This window comes from Cryobacterium lactosi (genome assembly GCF_004403945.1).
Lineage (GTDB): Bacteria > Actinomycetota > Actinomycetes > Actinomycetales > Microbacteriaceae > Cryobacterium > Cryobacterium lactosi.
On the sequence record NZ_SOHM01000022.1, the window covers coordinates 14,753 to 34,380 of the forward strand.

Sequence of the window (19,628 nt, forward strand, 5' to 3'; positions counted from 1 at the left end):
GCCGCAAGCTCATAACCTGCGCCGCGAGCTTTTTCCTGTGCCGCGACAGCTGACCTGAGCCGCGAGCCGCGGTGCGGTCAGCCGCGCTGCGCTCAGCCGCGGTGCGGTCAGCCGCGGTGGGCGGCGTACTGGGCGCGGATGACGGGGCGGTGGTCCGGGGTGGGGGTCGCCTGGATCGCCACGGACCAGGCCGGGCGGGTTCCCGTGAGCGACCACGCCGCCTGGGCGGCACCGCCGTCGGCGACGTACTCGCCGGGGGTGGGCACGGCCACCGGGGCGTCGAACACCTGCGCTGCGATGAACTGCACGGCGGGGTTCTGCGCCGCACCGCCGATCATCAGGATGCGCTCCACGGTGACACCCTGCGCCCGCACGGCATCCAACCCGTCGGCGAGCCCGCAGAGCAGGCCTTCGATCGCGGCCCTGGCCAGGTTCGGCCGGGTGGTCGAGGCCAGGGTCATGCCGAACAGGCTGGCCGTGGCGTCGGGCAGGTTGGGCGTGCGCTCGCCCTCGAAGTAGGGCTGCAGAACCAAGCCGCCCGCGCCCGGTTCGGCCTCAAGCGCCAGGCGGCCGAGCTCGGTGTGGTCCACGCCGAGCAGGCCCGCGATGGAGTCGAGGATCCGGGCGGCGTTAAGGGTGGCGATCAACGGCAGGTGCAGGCCGCTGGCGTCGGCGAACCCGGCGACGGTGCCTGAGGCATCCTCGCTCGGCACCGCGGTGACGGCGAAGACCGTGCCGCTGGTGCCGATCGACACGATCACGTCGCCGGCCGCTGCCCCCAGGCCCAGGGCGGCGCCCGCGTTGTCGCCGGCGCCCACTCCCACGACGAGGCCGGCGGGCACACCGGGCAGGGCCACCGTGCTGCCGGCGGTGTCGCCGGGGCCGAGGACCCGGGGTAGCACGGCGTCGTGGCCGAGCCCCCGCACGAGCAGTTCGCGGTCGTAGCCGTCGGCGGCGGCCGAGAAGTAGCCGGTGCCGCTGGCGTCCGAGCGGTCGGTGGTCAGCTCGGTGAGCACCGGGCCGAGTTCGCTCTCGCCGGTCGGGCCGTAGCCGCGCAGGCGCCAGCTGAGCCAGTCGTGCGGGAGTGCGACAGCGGCGACCCTCGCGGCATTGGCCGGTTCGGCATCCCGCAGCCAGCGCAGCTTGGTGACGGTGAACGAGGCCACCGGCACGACGCCCGTGCGGCGGGCGTACTCGGCGGCGCCGACCTCGTCGATCAGGTCCGCGGCGGCCTGCGCGCTGCGGGTGTCGTTCCAGAGCAGGGCCGGGCGGATGACCCGGCCGTCCTCATCGAGCACGACCATGCCGTGCTGCTGAGCGGCCACCGACACGGCGGCGACGTCGTCGAGTCCGCCGGCCGCCTGGATCGCGGCGAGCAGGGCATCCCACCAGGCGGCGGGGTCGACCTCGGTGCCCACCGGATGCGTGGCCTTGCCGGAGCGCACGAGCGCTCCGGTCGCGGCATCCCGCACAACTACCTTGCAACTCTGTGTCGACGAGTCGACTCCGGCAACCAATGTCATGACCTGCTCCAAGCTCGAAAACCGCGGTGGGTGGGCACAACTCCTGCAATTTGGTCAGAGCCGGATGCCGACCCCGGGATTCCGGGGCTGCTGCCACCCAAAACTGAAAACTGCAGGAGTTATGCCACCACCCAGGGCGGGGCGGCATCCTCGCCGTCGTGTGTCCGGGGTGGTTCACACATAAAATGTTCTGGGTCTAAACATATTCGGTTCGGGGCGCTTGATCAAACGGTGGGATGCCGCCAGGCCGGCCGAAGCGCCGGTCGTGGCCCTCCCGCGAGAGGGCAGTTGCGGCGGGTGATGGGTGCGCGAGAGGGCAGTTGCGGGCAGTGGGGACGCCCTCTCACTGCCCTGAACTGTCTTCTCGACGGGGCGGCGGACGGACGGGCGGCGGCGGTCGGACGGCTAGAGCTGGGGGCTGCTCGCGCGCAGGACGACGCGGGTCTCCACCCGGATGACCTCGTCGGAGGAGAGCGCGGCATCCGAGAGCGCCAGTTCGACGGCCTGCTGGCCCAGGTCGGCCAGCGGGATGTGCACAGTGGTCAGCGCCGGGGTGACGTCCCGGGCGGTGTCGATGTCGTCGAAGCCGGCCACGGCGATGTCCCGCGGCACGACGATACCCGCCTCGCGGAATGCGGACATGGCGCCGATCGCCATCACGTCGCTCACGGCGAAGACCAGGTCGATCTGGCCGATGCCGTCGGCGAGCAGCTCGGTGGCCGCCGCGAAGCCTCCGTCGCGGGTGAACTCGCCCCGCACGATGTGGTCGGGGTGGATGGCGATACCGTGCTCGGCCAGGCCGTCGGCGAAGCCGGCCAACCTGTCCCGGGAGGTGACGAGGGTGCGGGCTCCGCCGATCGCAGCGAACCGCCGGTAACCCTGGCCGACCAGGCTGTTGGCCAAGGCCCTGGCGCCCAGGTAGTTGTCCACCACCACGGTGCTGAACGGCAGGCCCTCCTGGCTGATCAGTACGACCCGGCCGCCGGTGGCGGCGAACGCCTTGAGCTCGGCGACCAGTGCGGCCTGGGACTCGGAGCCGTCGGAGCGGCTGCCGGTGAGGATCATCACCCGGGGCCGCTGGCCGCGGAGCGCGCGCACGAGCTCGAGTTCGCGCTCGGTGCTGCGCTCGGTGACGGCCATCGTCACGATCAGGCCCTGGGTCTCGGCGGCCCGGATCACTCCGGCGGCGATGGAGGAGAAGTACGGGTCGGCGATGTCGCTGACCAGAAGGGCGACAGTGGACGTGGACCCCTTCGCCACCGCCTGGGCGGAAAAGTTCGGGCTGTAGTTCAGCCGGGCGGCGGCGGCGAGCACCCGCTGCCGGTACTCGTCGTTGACCTTGCGCGTGCTGCCGTTCAGCGAGCGGGAGGCCGTGGCGAGGGACACGCCGGCCTCGCGCGCGACGTCGTGCAGGGTGGCCGGCGACGCGGTGGGAGAAGCTGCCACGGCACGTGTCCTCTCGGGTCAGGATGCCGGGGGAGCGGCAACAGGGAAAGCCTATTCCGAATCGGGCGCCCTGTGGGCGGTTTGCCGTGTCCTTTCTAGGAATCTCAGCCCGCTTGCGGCCCGATTTCCGGCCATATTTCGCAAATTGATTGCACCTCACCAGCCCAGGTGATAGACAAGTCGCAGTGCGGAATGCGTTTTCCCACATATTGACATCAATGACGATTGCCAAGGAGGTGCGCCTGTGCGTTGCACAGAAGCCCAAGCCGCCAGCGGATACCCGCAGCGAGTTCTGCCGGGAGACGCGGGGTGAGCGCGCTCGGCGAGCTCCGCTCGATCGGCACCAAGAAGGTCAAGGGCGGCTCAAAAGCCAAAACCGAGAACAAAGCGGCGTACCTCTTCCTGTTGCCCTGGTTCCTCGGGCTCGGGGTCATCACGGTCGGCCCGATGCTCGCCTCCCTCTATCTCTCCTTCACCAAATACACCCTGCTGTCGCCGCCGGAGTTCATCGGCATCGACAACTTCATCCGGATGATCGGCGACGAGCGGCTGCACAACTCGCTCGGCGTCACGTTCATGTACGTCTTCGTCTCGGTGCCCGTTCAACTCGGCCTGGCGCTCGCCCTCGCGGTGGTGCTGAACCGGGGCCTGTCCGGCCTCTCCTTCTACCGGTCGGTGTTCTACCTGCCGTCCCTGCTCGGCTCCAGCGTCGCCATCGCGGTGCTCTGGAAGCAGGTCTTCGGCGGCCAGGGCCTGGTGAACGTACTGCTGGGCTTCTTCGGCATCGAGGGTCGCGGCTGGATCTCCGACCCGTCCACGGCGCTGTCCACCTTGATCATCCTGAATGTCTGGACCTTCGGCGCCCCGATGGTGATCTTCCTGGCGGGTCTGCGGCAAATCCCGCAGATGTACCTGGAAGCGGCCGAGGTCGACGGAGCGACCAAGTGGCAACGGTTCTTCCGCGTGGTGCTGCCGTTGCTCACCCCGATCATCTTCTTCAACCTGGTGCTGCAGATCATCCACGCGTTCCAGTCGTTCACGCAGGCCTTCATCATCTCCGGCGGAACCGGCGGCCCCGCCGACTCCACCCTCTTCTACACGCTGTACCTCTATAACCGGGGGTTCGCGAATTTCGACATGGGCTACGCAGCTGCGATGGCCTGGTTCCTCTTGGTGATCATCGGTATCTTCACCGCGATCAACTTCTGGGCCTCAAAGTATTGGGTGTTCTACGATGACTGACACGCAGACGCGCACCAGCGCGGCAACCGAAGCGATCCTCGTCTCCCGCCGCGCGGTGGACCCGAACTGGCGCAAACTCGCCGCCAGACGGGCCCGCGGCCGCAGCCGGCCCAAGGCGCTGCTCAAGCACGCACTCCTGATCGTCACCGGTCTGCTGATGCTCTACCCGGTGCTCTGGCTGGTGGTCAGCTCGCTGCGCCCCACCGACGAGATCTTCCGCAACCCGGGCCTGGTGATCAGCAACCTCGAGTTCAGCAACTACACGGATGGCTGGACCACCCTGTCCAGCCCGTTCAGCGTGTTCCTGCTCAACTCGGTGCTCGTGGTGCTGGGCTGCATCGTCGGCAACCTGGTGTCGTGTTCGATGGCCGCCTACGCCTTCGCCAGGCTCAACTTCTCCGGCAAGAAGTGGTGGTTCGTGATCATGCTGACCACGATCATGCTTCCGATCCACGTGATCATCGTGCCGCAGTACATCCTGTTCTCCCAGCTGGGCTGGGTGAATACCTTCATCCCGCTGATCCTGCCCAAGATCCTCGCGACCGACGCGTTCTTCGTGTTCCTGATGGTGCAGTTCATCCGCGGCATCCCCCGGGAGCTCGATGAGGCCGCCCGTCTCGACGGCTGCGGGCACCCGCGCATCTTCGCCCAGGTCATCCTGCCCCTGATGGTGCCGGCCCTGGCGACCACCGCGATCTTCACCTTTATCTGGACCTGGAACGACTTCTTCAGCCAGCTGCTCTACCTGACCAAGCCCGAGATGTACACGGTGCCGCTGGCGCTGCGGGCGTTCATGGACGCGACCTCGTCGACGTCGTGGGGGCCGTTGTTCGCCATGAGTGTGGTCTCCCTGGTCCCGATCTTCCTGGTCTTCCTGTTCGGCCAGCGCTTCCTGATCGCCGGCATCTCCACCACCGGCGGCAAATAGATCTTCCAAACGCAGCACCGCACCGCTGCTTGACCGCAACGCGGCTTCACCTCATCAGCACCAGCACACGCACCGCACCAATCACGCCAGTGGAGCGACTCCACAGCTATTGAGAGGATTCACAATGAAGAGAATCACGACACGAGGCGCTCGACGCTCCCGACGCGCCGCCGGGTTCATCGCCATCGCGGCCTCCGCCGCTCTGGTGCTGTCCAGTTGTGCGGGCGGCACGGCAGCCCCCGCCGGCGATGCCCCAGAGCTCTCGGACGAACCGGTCACCCTGCGGTTCACCTGGTGGGGCAACGATGCCCGCACGGCGAACACCGAGGCCGTCATCGCCGCCTTCGAGGCCGAGAACCCGAATATCACCATCGAGCCGCAGTTCACCGACTGGGCCGGCTACTGGGACAAGCTCGCCACCGAGACGGCAGCGAACGACACCCCTGACATCATCCAGATGGACGAGAAATACATCAGCACCTACGGCGGTCGCGGCGCCCTGCTCGACCTGAACGACGCCGGTGTCGACCTAGCCGACTTCCCGGAGTCCGCCCTGGATTCCGGCACTCTGGACGACGCGCTCTACGGCATCCCCGTCGGCCTGACCAGCTATTCAATCCTGGCCAACCCCACCCTGCTCGCCGCGGCCGGTGTCGAACTGCCCGACGACGAGACCTGGACCTGGGACGACTTCCAGAAGGCCGGCGCGGCCGTCAGCGCGGCTGGCGGCGGCTCCGTCTACGGCGCGCAGTCCTGGGGTTTCGAGGACGGCGGCCTGAACAACTGGGCGCGCCAGCATGGCGATGCCCTCTACAACGACAAGGGCGAGGTCGTCATCAAGCCGGAGACCCTCACCAGCTGGTGGGAGTACCTGCTCGCCATCACCGAGGAAGGCGTCACCCCGCCGGTCACGGCCACGATCGAGAAGCAGGCCGGTGGCCTGGCCGAGTCCTTTACCGCTACCAACACCGCCGCGTTCGGCACCTGGTGGAACAGCCAGCTGACGGCGCTGACCGAGGCCAGCGGTTCCCCGCTTCAGCTGCTCCGCATCCCCACCATCGATGACGCAGAGGAGGGTTCGGCGTTCTACAAGTCCTCCATGTACTGGTCGGTCTCCGCCCGTACCGAGCACCCCGCCGAGGCCGCGTTGTTCCTCGACTTCATGCTCAACACCGAGGAAGCCGCCGACCTGCTCCTGACCGAGCGGGGAGTGCCCGCCAACGAGAAGATCCGTGCGTACCTCACGCCGAAACTCTCGGAGACCGACCAGGAAGTCGTCGCGTTCCTCGACGAGCTGGCCGATGTGGTGGGCGAAGCCCCGCCGATCACCCCTCCGGGCGGCAGCGCCATCGAAGCCCTGGTGAAGCAGTACACCGAGCAGGTGCTGTTCGGTCAGGCCACACCTTCCGAGGCCGCGGCCGGGTTCATCAAGGACCTCACCGCCTCCATCGACGCCGCCTAGCCCGGCACAACTCCCCAACTGTTGCCGATGCGGACTTCTGCGCCCGGTGCGCCGGGCGCACCAGTCCGCACGGGCAACAGTTTCCCCACCTGAAGTACCGCGGCGCCGGCAGCAGAAAACCGCCGGCGCCGCACCATCGAAAGGATCCACCCCCATGACGTCCATCCGACCCACCGGCAAGCGACCCACCGGAATGCGACCCACCGGCAGAGCCGCCGGTTTCGTCGCCATCGTCGCGACCGCAGCCCTCGCCCTGTCCGCCTGCTCCGGCGGCGGCGGCGCGGCCGCCCCGGCTGCCGAGCTCTCCGACGAACCGGTCACCCTGCGCTTCACCTGGTGGGGCAACGACGTGCGCACCGCCAACACCCAGGCGGTCATCGACGCCTTCGAGGCGGAGAATCCCAACATCACCATCGAGCCGCAGTTCGCGGACTGGAACGGGTACTGGGACAAACTGGCCACCGAAACAGCGGCCAACGACTCGCCGGACATCATCCAGATGGACGAGAAGTACCTCAGCACCTACAGCGGCCGCGGCGCCCTGCTCGACCTCACCACCACAGGCGACAATCTCGACCTGTCCGGGTTCTCGAAGGCCTCGCTCGACCTCGGCACCTCCGAGGACGCCCTCTACGGGATTCCGGTGGGCCTGACGACCTACGCCGTGATGGTGAACCCCACCATTCTCGAAACGGCCGGGATCGAGATTCCCGACGACAAGGCCTGGACCTGGGACGAACTCGAAGAGGCCGGTGCTGCCGTGACCGCGGCCGGCGGCGGCAACGTTTTCGGCGTGCAGTCCTGGGGCTTCGAGGAGGGCGGCCTGAACAACTGGGCCCGCCAGCACGACGACGCGCTCTACAACGACGCCGGTGAGGTGGTCATCAAGGCCGAGACCCTGACCAGCTGGTGGGAGTACATGCTGAGCCTGACGGAGGCCGGCGTGAGCCCGTCGGCATCGGCAACGACCGAGCGCCAGGCCGCCGGGCTCGCCGAGTCGTTCCTGGCCACCAACACGGCCGGCTTCGCCACCGGCTGGGCCAGCCAGCTCACGGCCCTGCAGGAGGCCAGCGGAGCGCCGCTGGAGCTGCTGCGCATCCCCATCACGGATGACGCCAGCACCGGAAGCGCGTACTACAAGCCGTCGATGTACTGGTCGGTCTCCGCCCGCACCGAGCACCCGGCCGAGGCTGCGGTGTTCCTGGACTACCTGGTCAACTCCGAGGAAGCCGCCGACCTGCTCGGCACCGACCGCGGCGTGCCGGCCAACGACGACATCCGCGCCTACCTCACGCCCAACCTGCCCGAATCGGGCAAGCAGGTCGTGGAATTCCTCGACGGCCTCACCGAGGACGTCGGAGACGCCCCGGCGCTCACCCCGGCCGGCGGCAGCGCCATCGAGGCGATCGTGAAGCAGTACACCGAACAGGTGCTGTTCAAGCAGGCCACACCGGAGCAGGCCGCCGAGGGGTTCATCAAGGACCTCAAGGCCGCCATCGCGGCCGGCTGATCCACCGGAAGGCCCGCCTCCCGGCGGGCCCTCCGCGCTCGGCCTCACCGCTGATCCGTACCGACCACGTCTGTTGACCACAGGAGCCCCCGAATGACTGACAGCACCCCCCGCGAACGCTACGGAATTATCGGACTCGGCAACCGGGCGAAGATGTACGTCGACGCCCTGGTGGGGCCGCACGCCGGCACGGCCGAGCTGGTGGCCTGGGCGGACTCGAACGCAGTGCGGATCGACTACTACGAACGGGAGCTCGCCGCCGCGGGGCATCCGGTGCCGGCCCGATACCCGGCCGACACCCTCGAGGAGATGATCCGGGCCGAACGGATCGACCGGATCATCGTGACCACCCCCGACTACACCCACGCCGACCTCGTGGCCAGGGCCCTCACCGCCGGCGCCGACGTGGTGGTCGAGAAACCGCTGACCATCGACGCAGCCGGTGTGCAGCAGATCAGAGCGGCGATCGAGGCCAGTGGCAAGAATGTGCTGACCACGTTCAACTACCGCTACAGCCCGCGCAACAGTGCCCTGAAACGGGTGATCGCCTCCGGCCAGATCGGCGCGGTCACGAGCGTGCACTTCGAGTGGGCGCTGGACACCGTGCACGGCGCCGACTATTTCCGCCGCTGGCACCGCAACAAGGAGAACTCCGGCGGGCTGCTCATCCACAAGGCCAGCCACCATTTCGACCTGGTCAACTGGTGGATCGCCGCCGCACCCGTGCGGGTGTTCGCCAGTGGGGCGCTGCGTTTCTACGGTGCCGACAACGCCGCAGACCGCGGCCTCACCGACCGGCCGGAGCGCGGCACCGGCCATGGGCGCACGGACCCGTTCGCGCTGGACCTGGGCCTGGATGCGCGGTTGAAAGCGCTGTACCTGGACGCCGAACACCTCGACGGCTACCTGCGTGACCGCGACGTCTTCGACCCGGGCATCACCATCGAAGACAACCTGGCCGTGCTGGTGGACTATGACTCCGGCGCCACCATGAGCTACTCCCTGAACGCCCACAGCCCCTGGGAGGGCTACCGGGTGGTGGTGAACGGCACCCAGGGCCGCGCCGAACTCGACGTGGTCGAGCGCGGCGCCACCCTGGTCGGCGAGGACGGCAGCGTCATTCTCGACCCGAGCGCCCAGCCCGACGGCAACACCAACGATGGGGTGCGTCCGTCCGGCGACCGGCTGATCGTTCAGCGGCATTGGCAGCGAGCCGTGGAGGTGCCGATCGAGAACGGCAGCGGCGGGCACGGCGGCGGCGACGACCAGATGCTGGCCGACATCTTCGCCCGCACCACCGAGGACGAGCTCGACCGGCCGGCCGACTTCCAGGGCGGGGTGCGCGCGGTGTCGGTGGGCATTGCCGGCAACCGGTCACTGGCGACGGATGCGCCGGTGCGCATCCGCGACCTCAACCTGGGCATGCCGGTGACCAAGGCCACCGCCGGAGCCTGACCGACTGGAGGGCTGCTCAGGGGCGAAGGCGCGCCCGGGAGTTTGCCAGGTGGGTACGGGTGGCCGCGGCGGCACCCAGAGCGTCGCGGCGGCGGATGGCCGCGACGATGTCACTGTGCTCCTGCGCCACCCGGGCGAAGTGCACCGCCTGGGCGGTCTCGTCGGCAGCGGCCAGGCGGGTGTGCGGCATGGCGATCATGGTGGGCCCGAGCGAGCGCAGCAGGTCGACGAAGTAGCGGTTGTTCGCCGCTTCCGCGATGCGCAGGTGCAGGGTGTAGTCCGCCTCGATGGCGATGCTGGGTTTGCCGGCCCCGGCCGAGAAATGCCCCAGCGCCTCGTCGAGCCGGCGCAGCTGGGTCGGAGTGCGGCGCTGGGCGGCCAGTGCGGCCGCCTCCACCTCGATGCCCAGCCGGAAATCGATCAGGGCCACCACGTCATCCGTCGTGCGCAGCTCACCGGGATCGGCGACGAACGGTGACTGCGCGGGCCGGGTCAACACGAACGAACCCTTGCCGCGGTAGGTCTCGACCAGGCCGGCGACCTGCAGGCGAGAGACGGCCTCGCGGATGACCGTGCGGCTGACGCCGTACCGCTCCATCAGGGCGCTCTCGGCCGGCAGCTTGTCGCCGGGGCGCACCGTGCCGGCCACGATCAGGGCCGTGAGCCGGTCGGCGACACCGTGGCTCAGGCTCGCCGAACCGTCCCGGTCGATCGGGTCTTCGAGGGAGGTCACGGGTGTCCTTTGGTTGGCGGGTGTGGAGCTGAACGCTCAGCTGAATTCAATGCTCTCAGAGACCCAGGCCAACGCCTGCTCGCTCAAGGTGAAGCCGAGGCCGGGCCTGGCGGGCACCAGCATCCGCCCGCCCTCGGTTTCGAGCCGTTCGTTGAAGAGCGGGTTCAGCCATTCGAAGTGCTCCACCCAGGGTTCCCGCGGGTAGGCGGCCGCCAGGTGCACGTGGATCTCCATGGCGAAGTGCGGCGCGAGCTGCAGGCCGGCCTGGTCGGCCAGATGGGCCAGGCGGAGGAACGGGGTGATGCCGCCGATGCGCGGAGCGTCGGGCTGGATGATGTCGACCGAACGGTGCTCGATCAGGCTGACGTGTTCGGCAACGCTGGAGAGCATCTCGCCGGTGGCGATGGACGTGTCCAGTGCCGCGGCCAGCTGGGCGTGGCCCTCGGCGTCGTAGGCGTCCAGCGGCTCTTCGATCCAGACCAGGCCGTACTGCTCGAGGATCCGGCCCATCCGCATGGCCGTCGGCCGGTCCCACTGCTGGTTCGCGTCCACCATCAGCGGCACATCCGGTCCGAGGTGCTCGCGCACGGCGGCGACGCGGGCAAGGTCCACCCGGGAATCGGGGTGGCCGACCTTGATCTTGATGCCGCCGATGCCATCGGCCAGCGACAGCGTCGCGCGCTCCTTGACCTCCTCGATCGGCGCCTGCAGGAAGCCGCCCGAGGTGTTGTAGGTGCGCACCGAGTCGCGGTAGGCGCCGAGCAGCTTGGCCAGCGGCAACTCGGCGCGCTTGGCCTTGAGGTCGTAGAGGGCGATGTCGATCGCGGCGATGGCCTGAGTGGCGACGCCGCTGCGGCCCACCGAGGCTCCGGCCCAGAGCAGCTTCTGGTAGATCCGGCCGATGTCGCTGGGATCCTCGCCGATCAGGTTGCCCGCGATCTCCTTGGCGTGCGCGTACTGCGCCGGCCCGCCGGCCCGTTTGGAGTAGCTGAAGCCGATGCCGTGGTGCCCGTCGTCGGTGCGGACCTCGGCGAACAGGAACACGATCTCGGTCATCGGCTTCTGCCGGCCGGTGAGCACCTTGGCGTCGCTGATCGGGGTGGCCAGCGGCAGCGTCAGCGTCGACAACGTCACCTGGCGGATGCGATCGGAGGTGGCCGCACCCCCGGACAGGGCCGCGAGGGGGTCGGGGGAACTGGTGCCGAGCGACATGGGAACATCCTTCGTTGGAGGGCCGGTGCCTCCAGCTTATCGCATAAGTGTGAAACTTGTCGTACAAGTTGGCCAGCATCGTTTGGGATGACGCCCGGCTGCACCGAGGCGCCAGCGGCAGACCCGCGTGTGCCCCAATGTCGTTTAATTTATGAGCTAGTTGAGGTGAAATACCCCCCATCTGGGGTAGCGTGAGGTACCGGGGGTCGCGGGGGCGTTGTACACGTTCCAATCTGTGCCTCTCGCTCTCAGGCAGGGGCCTCGCATGGTCAGTACCGCTACTCGCCGTTCAACGATCATGGCGCTTGCCGCCCTCGGGCTCGCCAGCACCCTCACGCTCGGAACGCTGTCGGCGGCGTCGGCCGCGACGGTGCTCGACGGCCCGGTCAACCTCGGCACCGCGGCCACCTACGGCGTCCTCGGCGCCAGCACCGTCACGAACACCGGTCCCACCATCGTCAACGGCGATCTCGGGTTGTACCCCGGCACGTCGATCACCGGGTTCGGCGGCGCACCGAGCGGAGTCGTCAACGGAACCGTGCACGCCACCGACGCCGCCGCGACCCAGGCGCAGAGCGACACCACCACCGCCTACAACGTCGCCGCATCGCTGACGCCCACCACCACCGGGATCAGCGAGCTCAGCGGCCTCTCCCTGACCCCCGGCGTGTACACCGGCGGGGCGCTCGCGCTCTCCGACAACGGCGCCCTCACCCTCGCCGGCAGCGCCAATTCGGTCTGGGTCTTCCAGGCCGCATCCACCCTCACCATCGGGTCGGCCACCCGGATCACCATCACCGGCGGTGCCAGCGCGTGCAACGTGTTCTGGCAGGTCGGCAGCTCAGCGACCATCGGCACCGCGGCCCAGTTCCAGGGCACCGTCCTGGCGGATCAGTCGATCACCGCAACCACGAGCGCCACCATCGTCGGCCGGCTCCTAGCCAGCAACGCCGCGGTGACCCTGGACACCAACACGATCACCGCCCCCACGGGCTGCACGCCGCCGGCCGAGCCGGTCGTGACCGTCGCCCCGACCATCACCTCAACGGCGCCCGCCAACCCCACGGCCGGCACCCCGTACTCCCACACCGTCACCGCCACGGGCACCCCGTCGCCGGGCTACGCGGTCAGCTCCGGCACCCTGCCCGCCGGGCTCACCCTGGACGCCACCTCCGGCACGATCTCCGGCACCCCCCTCACCCCCGGCTCCAGCACCTTCGGTGTCACGGCCAGCAACGGCACCGTGCCGGATGCGACGGTCAGCTACACCGTGACCACGGCGCCGGCCGTTGTGGTGACTCCGAGCCAGACGCCGACAGCCACGCCGACCCCCAGCACGCCGGCGCCGACCACGCCGGCCGTCCGGCAACCGGGCGGCGGCGGCGGCACCGGCGCCGGATCCGGCCCCGGAACCATGCTGGCCGAGACCGGGACCGACGCCACCCCGATCATCGTGTTCGGCTCCCTGGTGCTCCTCGCCGGCGCCGCGCTGGTCACCGTTGTGGGCATCCGCCGCCGCCGCCAGCGCCCCGGAAACGAGTAACCGACCCGGTCGTGATGTGGGCCCCCGCCGACGCGGGCGGCCCACACGCCGGCGCCCGACCGACTCCGGCCGACACAATGCCGCTTCGGTATGCAACGGATCGCCCCCCGGTGTGCTTCTATGAGTACCCTGCGGATGTTCACCGTTTATAGCGGATGCTCGCGGACCCACTCGAAAGGTCCTCATGAGCCCCGCGCAACCCTCGGTCGAAGCAGACGGCATCTCGCCCCCGGGTGTCCTGCCCGTGAACAACGGTGTCGTCGACGCGTTCTACTTGCTGCAGAACGCCGAGGCGCTCTACCAGTCCAGGTTGCGGGACCGTCTGCAGCTGGGCGCCAACGAACTCGGCGCGATGCTGGTGATCTCGCGGCTGGCCACCCTCGGTCTGGACGCCAGGGCCCTCGATATCTCCCGCAGCCTGGGCGTGACCAGCGGCGCGACATCCGTGATTCTCGGCCACCTGATCGCGCGCGGCTACCTCACCCGCACGGCCAACCCCCGTGACGGCCGCGGAAAGCTGCTGCACCTCACCGAGGAGGCGACCACCACGGTCAGGCATTCCCTCGACGACAGCCAGTCCGACCTCAGCCTGCTGGTGTCGGGGCTGTCCACTCGGGAATCCAAGCGTGTCGTCGTGCTGCTCACCGCCGTGACCTCCTCCCTCGACCGCAGCGGGCACCCCGAGGTTTAGCGCCAGGGCCATCCGGCACTTCTTGGGCGTTGTGCGGGCTAGGCGCCGTTAGGCGCGTGGCGCGCCACCGGCGTAGCGGCGCCTACCCCGCCCGCCGGGCTATGCGGGCTAGGCGCCGCTACGCGGGGCACGTGCCAGCTGTGCCAGCCGGACCGGGCTGACACCATCGGGTGGCGGTGCGTACCCCCGCTAGCCGGATGCCGGGGGAGGCAATAGCCTCGTCCCATGGTCTCCCTTGATCCCCGGCCCGTCGGCGCGCTGGCCCTTCCCCTGTCCCCGCTCACCCTCGGCACCTCGGGCTGGTCACCCCGGAGCGCCGCCGAGAACGAAGCCACCGACGCCCTTGCCGCATCCTGGGCGGCCGGCCGACTCGCCACGAATGTCATCGACACCTCCAACATCTACGGCGATTCGCACTCCGAGGAGGTCATCGGCCGGGCACTGGCCGGCACCGTCGGCCCCGGACTGGTCGTGCAGACCAAGCTCGACCGGGACCTGGAGCGCAACGACTTCTCCGCGGCGCAGATGGAGCGCTCGTTGCGGCAGTCGCTCGACCGGCTCGGCCTGGATTCGGTGGACGTGTTGTTCCTGCACGATCCGGAGAACGTCGGCTTCGACAGCGTGATGGAGCAGGGCGGCGCCGTGGACGCCCTCGTGGCCATGCGGGACCGCGGCGTGACCCGCGCGATCGGCATTTCCGGCGGCCCGGTGGCGATGATGCGGCGCTTCGTGGAGACCGGCATCTTCGACGCCGTGATCAACCACAACCGGTTCACTCTCGCTGACCGTTCGGCGACGAGCCTCTACCAGGCGGCGCGGGACCGGAACATGATCGTGCAGAACGCCGCCCCGTTCGGCGCGGGGATCCTCACCGGCGACCCCCGGTTCGCGGGCAGCTACGCGTACGGCCCGATCCGGCCGGCGACCCAGGCCGCCGTCGACGCGGCCACCCGCATCGCGGCCGAGGCCGGCATCCCGCTGGCCGCGCTGGCCCTGCAATTCAGCCTGCGGCATCCGCTCGTCGACACCACCGTGGTGGGCGTGCGCACCCGCGAGCGCTTCGACGAGGCGGTCGCGCACGCCACCCTCGAGGTGCCGGATGCGGTGTGGGCCGAACTCGAGAGCATCCAGCCGCCGGCCGGAACCGGCATCGACGCCGGCTGAAACACCGCTGGGGCCACCCAGCCGGGCAACACCGCGTGCCCGAGCCCGAGCCCGAGGCGTCGCTACAGCTCCAGCACGCCGTCCACCCGGCGGGGGATGCCCAGCGGGTTGGCGTCGTGCAGCGCCGCGGGCAGGCTCGACTCCGGGGCGTCCTGGAACGCGAGCGGGCGCAGGAACCGGCGCACGGCCGTGGCACCGACCGAGGTGTGCGGGGTGGTCGTGGCCGGCCAGGGGCCGCCGTGCTGCTGCGCCCAGTTGACGGCCACACCGGTGGGCCAGCCGGCGAAGAGCACCCGCCCCGCCCGGTGCGCCAGGCGCTCCACGATCAGCTCGGTGTCGTCGCCGGGCACGGCGTGCAGGGTGGCGGTGAGGCTGCCGGGCAGCAGCCGCAGCGCCTCGTCGAGTTCGGCGGCACCGGCGTAGCGCACCAGCAGGGTGGTGGGTCCGAAGACCTCCTCGAGCAGGGTGCGCGGGTCGGCGATCACGGCCGCGGCGGTGGTGGCGATCACCGCGGGGCGGGCGCCCGCCGGGGCATCCGTGCCGGTGCCGGTGTCGGGGGAGAGCAGCACCTCGACGCCGGTGTGCTCGCCCAGGGTGCTGATGCCGGCCCTGAACGCGTCCGTGATGCGGTCGGTGAGCATCGACTGCGGTGCGCGGTCGCCCACCGCCGTGACCAGGGCGGCCTCGAAGCCGGCCCCGGCGGGGACGAAGACCACGCCCGGCTTGGTGCAGAACTGGCCGGCGCCGAGGGTGAACGAGCCGGCCAGGCCGGTGGCGAGGTCGCCGCCGCGCGCGGCAGCCGCGGCCGCCGTGATCACGACGGGGTTGATGCTGCCCAGCTCGCCGTAGAACGGGATCGGCTCGGGGCGGGCGGAGGCCAGGTCGAAGAGCGCGCGGCCGCCGGCGACCGAGCCGGTGAAGCTCACGGCGGTGATGCGGGGATCCTGCACCAGGGCGATGCCCGCCTGGCGCCCCTCGATCAGCGCGAAGCTGCCGTCGGGCGCGCCCGCCTCGCGCAGCGCCGCTGTGACGAGCTCGGCGGTGCGGTGCGACAGCCGGATGTGGCCGGAGTGCGCCTTGACGATCACCGGGCAACCCACCGCGAGGGCCGAGGCGGTGTCGCCGCCGGCGACGGAGAAGGCAAACGGGAAGTTCGACGCGCTGAACACCGCGACCGGGCCCAGCGGCACCAGCAGGCGGCGGAGGTCGGGCGCCGGCGGGGTGCTGGCGGGGTTGGCGTGGTCGATGGTGGCCTCGAGGTAGCCGCCGTCGCGCAGCACCCGGGCGAACAGGCGCAGCTGGCCGGTGGTGCGGCCGACCTCGCCGGTGAGCCGGGGCACACCCAGATGGGTCTCGGTGTCGGCGATCGCCACCAGCTCGTCGCGGTGCGCATCGAGGCTGTCGGCGATGGCTTCGAGCCAGCCGGCCCGGGTCTCGGCGCTGCTGCGGGCCAGGATGCGCGCGGCCCGCGCGGCCGCCGTGGTGAGGGCGGTCAGGTCGGGCACGGTCGTGGTGGTGGGTGCTGTCGTCGTGGTGCTCATGCGTTCTCCAGTCGGATGGACGGTCGGGAAAGGTCTGTGGTGGACGGCAAGGACTGCACGAAATCGAGGCCGAGTCCGGGGGTGTCCCGCATCCGCAGCACGGCGCCGGCCTGCTCGAGCGGGCCGCTGCCGGTGATGAGGCCCAGGCTGGCGAAGTCCGCGTCCTCGACGTCCTCGACCGCGGTCTCGGCGGCGAGGGTGAGGGCGAGCTGTCCGCTCAGTTCCATCAGCAGGTGCGGGGCCAGCCTGGCATCGGAGGCCTCGATGAGTTCGGCGATCTCGAGGAACGGGGTGATGCCGCCCACCCGCACCACGTTGGGTTGCAGGATGTCCGCCGCACCGGCATCCAGCAGGTCGCGGAACCGGTGGATGGTGTGCACGTTCTCGCCTAGCGCGATCGGCACGTCGACAGCGGCACGCAGGGCCCGGTAGCCCGCGGTGTCGTCGGAGCGCAGCGGCTCCTCGATCCAGTGCGGGTCGAACCCGGTCAGCGCCCGGATGCGGGTGATCGCGGTGGGCAGGTCCCAGCGCTGGTTGGCGTCGAGCATCAGCAGCCGGTCCGGGCCGATGACCGCACGAACGGCGGCGACCCGGTCGGCGTCTTCCCGCGCGTCGGGCTTGCCCACCTTGATCTTGACGGCCGTGTAGCCGGTGGCCACCCACCGTTCGGCCTGGGCGACGAGCTCGTCGATCGGATAGTGCAGGTTGACGCCGCTGCCGTAGGCGGCCACGCTGTCGCGGCGCCGGCCGAGCAGGCGGGAAAGCGACAGGCCGGCGCGCTGGCCGGCCAGGTCCCAGAGCGCGGTGTCGAGGCCGGCCAGGGCGATGGTCGTGATGCCGCCGCCGCCCGCCTCGTGCAGGTGCGCCCAGAGCAGCGGCCACAGGGTGCGGGCATCCGCCGGGCGACCGAGCGCGAACGAGCGGATGTCGTCGTCGAGCAGCGCGCGCACGGTGCTCGCGCCGATCGTGGGCGTCCAGGAGAAGCCGGTGCCGGTGGCGCCGTCGGAGTCCTCGACGTCGACGACGATGACGTGCAGTTGCGGCGCCGACGGCACCCACGGGCGCGGCATCGGGGCGGTGAGCAGGCGGGTGCTCAGTCGCACGATCACCGGGCCGGTAGCGGGGTCGGTGGCCGGGTCGGTCACCGGGCGAGCTCCGCGCTCACGTTCGAGGCGGGTTCCGAGCCGAGCTCGGCGACGAGCCGGTGGCCGGCCGCCAGGATGTCGGCGAGCCGCCCGGTCTGCTCGGGGCTGGGATCGACGAGCGGTGCACGCACCGAACCGACCGGCAGACCGCCGAGCCGCAGCCCGGCCTTGATCAGCGACACGCCGAAGCCGGGCGTCTCGTCGCGCAGCCGCACCAGCGGCTGGTAGAACTCGCGCAGGTAGCGCAGCCGCACCGCCTCGTCTCCGGCGATGTAGGCGTCGTAGTAGCCGCGCGCCACGGCCGGGGCCATCGCGAACGCGGCGGAGGAGTAGAGCGGGATGCCCAGGCCCCGGTAGGCGCCCTGGCTGAGTTCGGCGGTGAGCAGGCCGTTGAAGAAGAGGAAGTCGTCACGCTCGGCCGTGACGGCGAGCACGATCTCCTGGGCCAGGCCGATGTCGCCGGTGCCGTCCTTGAACCCGATCACCTTCGGGTTCTGCGCCAGGGTGCGCATGGCCGCCGCGGTGAACTGGGCGTTGCCGCGGTGGTAGACGATCACCGGCAGCGGACTCGCCGCAGCGACCTGCTCCACGTAGTCGACCAGGCCGGCGACCGGGCCGCCGACCAGATAGGGCGGCAGCACCAGGAGGCCGTCCGCGCCGGCATCAGCCGCGGCTCGGGCCTGGGCGCGGGCGTTGCCGAGGCTGCCGCCGGTGCCGGCGATCACGGGCACGGCGCCGGAGACGACGGTCACGGTCTCGCGCACCACCGCGGTGGACTCGTCGGCGCTGAGCGCGTGCAGTTCGCCGGTGCCGCAGGCCGGGAAGATGCCACCGGCACCCTGCTCGAGGCCGGTGGCGACGTGCCGGCGCAGCAGGCCCAGGTCGACCTCGTCGCCGGGGGTGAACGGCGTGACCGGGAAGAACAGGATGCCGGTGAAGGCGGGGGCGGTGGTCATGATGCTCTCACTTCGGTCGAAACGGATGCGGCGGATGCTGCTGTGGAGGAGTGGGGTGCGCCGACGTCCGGCGCGGCAGTTGGCGCGGCGGTGCCGGGCGAGTGCAGCAGGGCGGCCTGGCTCGGGGAGAGTTCGGTGCGCCAGGACCGGGTGGGCCGCCAGCCGAGCACCCGTTCGGCGTGTGCCGAACTGAACGCGGGCAGCGTGCCGGTGAGCCCGCAGGCATCACAGCCGGGCAGGTAGTCGGGCAGCAGCTCCGCGACCGGGCGGGTGGCCAGCGCGTCGGCGGCGCCGACGAAGAAGACCTCGCCGTTGTCGGCCAGGTGCGCGTTCTCGAGCCAGCAGGCCACGAAGGCGGCCGCGTCCCTGGCATCCAGGTAGTTGAACAGTGAGACCGCGGCCAGCGCCGGATCGTTCAGCCGTTCGACGACGGTGTGGCCCTGCTGGGTGATCGCTCCGTCCCATTCCTCGGGCGAGATCACAAAACACGGCCGGAAGCTGCCGAACACTGTGCTCTCGCCGCGCTGCCTGGCGAACATGGCGGCGGTGTTCTCGATACCGAGTTTGGACAGGGCGTAGGCATTCCAGGGCCGCACCGGATGCGCCTCGTCCAGCGGCAGGTAGCGCGGCTCCCAGGTGGTGGGGGAGCCGTAGCCGATCACGGTGGGGCTGGATGCCGCGAGCACCCGGCCGGCGCCGGCCGCGCTCGCCGCATCGAGCACGTTGAACGTGAGCGCGGAGTTCGTGGCCAGGATCGTGGCCTCCGGGGCGCTGAACGGTACCGCGATCGCGGCCAGGTGCACGACCGCATCCGGCCGTTCGGCGGCCATCAGCGCTGTCGTGGCCGAGTGGTCGAGCAGGTCGATGGTCAGCTGCCGGGCGGGGAGCCCGTCAACCTCGATCCGGTCGATACTGAGCACCTCGTGGCCGAGCTCGCCCAACCCCCGTACGACACTTTGGCCGAGGCGGCCTGAGCCGCCGGTCACGATAATTCTCATGCTCACCCTCCATTGGGAAAACGTTTGCCTGCAGTTAGCCTAGGTTGGCCCGGCCTGAATTACCAGTGCTCGAACACAT

The 19,628-nt window shown here is 70.1% G+C and carries 16 protein-coding genes; 8 read left to right on the forward strand and 8 right to left on the reverse strand.

Translation table 11 applies throughout. The features are described 5' to 3' along the window. Positions 1–107: 107 nt before the first annotated feature. Together xylB and E3T61_RS10035 are read right to left on the reverse strand one after the other, a co-directional pair. A complete protein-coding gene (gene xylB / locus E3T61_RS10030; protein ID WP_134640726.1) occupies positions 108–1,523 on the reverse strand; it encodes a xylulokinase in 1,416 nt (471 codons plus the stop codon). A gap of 405 nt (positions 1,524–1,928) precedes the next feature. Next, positions 1,929–2,969, reverse strand: a complete 1,041-nt coding sequence (locus tag E3T61_RS10035) for a LacI family DNA-binding transcriptional regulator (RefSeq protein ID WP_134640727.1) — start codon at positions 2,967–2,969, stop codon at positions 1,929–1,931. A gap of 309 nt (positions 2,970–3,278) precedes the next feature. Here E3T61_RS10035 and E3T61_RS10040 point away from each other — a divergent pair, with 309 nt between their 5' ends. The 5 genes from E3T61_RS10040 to E3T61_RS10060 all read left to right on the forward strand — a co-directional run bounded on the left by E3T61_RS10040 (position 3,279) and on the right by E3T61_RS10060 (position 9,566). Then, positions 3,279–4,211, forward strand: a complete 933-nt coding sequence (locus E3T61_RS10040; protein ID WP_134640728.1) for a carbohydrate ABC transporter permease — start codon at positions 3,279–3,281, stop codon at positions 4,209–4,211. After that, the gene (locus E3T61_RS10045) at positions 4,204–5,139 is read left to right on the forward strand and encodes a carbohydrate ABC transporter permease (RefSeq protein WP_134640729.1); all 936 of its coding nucleotides are present in this window, start codon (positions 4,204–4,206) and stop codon (positions 5,137–5,139) included. The genes E3T61_RS10040 and E3T61_RS10045 overlap by 8 nt, the downstream gene beginning before the upstream one ends. A 124-nt stretch (positions 5,140–5,263) precedes the next feature. Beyond that, complete coding sequence (locus E3T61_RS10050) at positions 5,264–6,601, forward strand: ABC transporter substrate-binding protein (RefSeq protein WP_134640730.1); 1,338 nt, start codon at positions 5,264–5,266, stop codon at positions 6,599–6,601. Positions 6,602–6,755: 154 nt separating this feature from the next. Beyond that, positions 6,756–8,111, forward strand: coding sequence for an ABC transporter substrate-binding protein (locus E3T61_RS10055; protein ID WP_241992493.1), 1,356 nt, complete (start codon positions 6,756–6,758; stop codon positions 8,109–8,111). A gap of 93 nt (positions 8,112–8,204) precedes the next feature. Further along, complete coding sequence (locus tag E3T61_RS10060; protein ID WP_134640731.1) at positions 8,205–9,566, forward strand: Gfo/Idh/MocA family protein; 1,362 nt, start codon at positions 8,205–8,207, stop codon at positions 9,564–9,566. Positions 9,567–9,582: 16 nt separating this feature from the next. Here the strand turns inward: E3T61_RS10060 and E3T61_RS10065 are convergent, their stop codons facing one another. Together E3T61_RS10065 and E3T61_RS10070 are read right to left on the reverse strand one after the other, a co-directional pair. Continuing rightward, entirely contained in the window at positions 9,583–10,299 is a 717-nt protein-coding gene (locus E3T61_RS10065; protein WP_241992494.1) for a FadR/GntR family transcriptional regulator, read from the reverse strand. Between the two features lie 36 nt (positions 10,300–10,335). After that, entirely contained in the window at positions 10,336–11,511 is a 1,176-nt protein-coding gene (locus E3T61_RS10070) for an L-talarate/galactarate dehydratase (RefSeq protein WP_134640732.1), read from the reverse strand. 265 nt (positions 11,512–11,776) lie between these two features. Here E3T61_RS10070 and E3T61_RS10075 point away from each other — a divergent pair, with 265 nt between their 5' ends. The 3 genes from E3T61_RS10075 (at position 11,777) to E3T61_RS10085 (ending at position 14,909) form a co-directional block, all read left to right on the forward strand. Beyond that, positions 11,777–13,054, forward strand: a complete 1,278-nt coding sequence (locus E3T61_RS10075) for an ice-binding family protein (protein WP_134640733.1) — start codon at positions 11,777–11,779, stop codon at positions 13,052–13,054. A 184-nt stretch (positions 13,055–13,238) separates the two neighbouring features. Then, positions 13,239–13,745 (forward strand): MarR family winged helix-turn-helix transcriptional regulator, encoded by a 507-nt coding sequence (locus E3T61_RS10080; RefSeq protein WP_134640734.1) that lies wholly within the window; start codon positions 13,239–13,241, stop codon positions 13,743–13,745. Positions 13,746–13,970: 225 nt separating this feature from the next. Next, positions 13,971–14,909, forward strand: a complete 939-nt coding sequence (locus E3T61_RS10085; protein WP_134640735.1) for an aldo/keto reductase — start codon at positions 13,971–13,973, stop codon at positions 14,907–14,909. A 62-nt stretch (positions 14,910–14,971) separates the two neighbouring features. Here E3T61_RS10085 and E3T61_RS10090 read toward each other — a convergent pair whose 3' ends face one another. The 4 genes from E3T61_RS10090 to E3T61_RS10105 are packed head-to-tail and all read right to left on the reverse strand — an operon-like array spanning position 14,972 to position 19,549. Beyond that, the gene (locus tag E3T61_RS10090) at positions 14,972–16,450 is read right to left on the reverse strand and encodes an aldehyde dehydrogenase (NADP(+)) (RefSeq protein WP_134640736.1); all 1,479 of its coding nucleotides are present in this window, start codon (positions 16,448–16,450) and stop codon (positions 14,972–14,974) included. Then, positions 16,447–17,595 carry a mandelate racemase/muconate lactonizing enzyme family protein gene (locus E3T61_RS10095; protein ID WP_420898478.1) on the reverse strand — a complete coding sequence of 383 codons (1,149 nt, stop codon included), beginning with the start codon at positions 17,593–17,595 and terminating at the stop codon, positions 16,447–16,449. Before E3T61_RS10095 ends, E3T61_RS10090 begins: the two co-directional genes overlap by 4 nt. Further along, positions 17,592–18,551 (reverse strand): 5-dehydro-4-deoxyglucarate dehydratase, encoded by a 960-nt coding sequence (locus E3T61_RS10100; RefSeq protein WP_134640737.1) that lies wholly within the window; start codon positions 18,549–18,551, stop codon positions 17,592–17,594. Before E3T61_RS10100 ends, E3T61_RS10095 begins: the two co-directional genes overlap by 4 nt. After that, entirely contained in the window at positions 18,548–19,549 is a 1,002-nt protein-coding gene (locus E3T61_RS10105) for an NAD-dependent epimerase/dehydratase family protein (RefSeq protein ID WP_134640738.1), read from the reverse strand. The genes E3T61_RS10100 and E3T61_RS10105 overlap by 4 nt, the downstream gene beginning before the upstream one ends. Positions 19,550–19,628: the final 79 nt, after the last annotated feature.